The organism is Protofrankia sp. CiP1_Cm_nod4 (assembly GCF_982290645.1).
On the sequence record NZ_CEVIVC010000199.1, the window covers coordinates 6,273 to 7,143 of the forward strand.

Sequence of the window (871 nt, forward strand, 5' to 3'; positions counted from 1 at the left end):
CGCCGGGAACCGGCTCGAACCCGGGCTGGACTTCGAGCCGGTCTCGTTGCAGCAACTGGTCGTCCGCACCACCCAACGCCACGGCCGGCCGGTCGCCGCCGGGAAGGAGTCCTGATGTCCCGCCTGCTCGACGTCGTCCGGATCCAGCTCGTCCACTGGCCCGCACTGCTGGGCTACCCGTTGCTCGCGCTGGCCGCGCTGCCGCTGCTGGGCTGGGGCATCGACGTCTCCAACGGCGAAACCGCGCTCGGCGCACACGAGATCTACCTGCTGCCGACACTGTTGGCCCCGATCGCCTCCGCGCACCTGCCGACGATGACCCAGGTGTTCCCCTTCACGCTGGGGCTCGGCGTCACCCGCCGGGCGTTCGCCGCCGCCACCGCACTGGTCGTCCTCGGCCAGGCGCTGCTCCTCGGGCTCGGACTGGTGACGTTCGACATCATCGAACGGCTGACCGGCGGCTGGGGACGGAAGACGCGGATCTTCGGGCTGGACATGCTGGGCCACGGCAACCCGCTCACGCTATGGCTTGTCTACAGCGGACCGCTGGTCGCGGTGTCCGCGATCGGGGTGCTGGCGGGTGTGGTGTTCCAGCGCTGGCGTCACACCGGGATCTACCTCGCCGTTTTCGGCAGCGTCGCGCTGCTCACCACGGTGGGCGTGCTGGGAAAGACACAGAACTGGTGGCCCTCGATCGGGAGCTTCCTCGGCGGCCAGCCTTCGCTCACGCTGTTCACCGCGTACCCGCTGATGTTCGCGCTGGCACTCGGCGGAGCCGGCTGGCTGATACTGCGCCGCGCGGCCCCCTGAGTGCTTCACCGGAAGTCCCGCGACCTCACGGTGATGCGCATCAGGAACGCCGCAAGCCGGT

At 69.8% G+C, this 871-nt stretch carries 1 protein-coding gene; it reads left to right on the plus strand.

Translation table 11 applies throughout. The features are described 5' to 3' along the window. Positions 1–114: 114 nt before the first annotated feature. Positions 115–810 (plus strand): hypothetical protein, encoded by a 696-nt coding sequence (locus AC5LSR_RS22535; RefSeq protein ID WP_493468969.1) that lies wholly within the window; start codon positions 115–117, stop codon positions 808–810. Positions 811–871: the final 61 nt, after the last annotated feature.

What these genes read in the sequence shown, in the direction of transcription:
- AC5LSR_RS22535 (WP_493468969.1), top strand. Translation starts at nt 115, where the DNA reads ATGTCCCGCCTGCTCGACGTCGTCCGGATCCAGCTCGTCCACTGGCCC.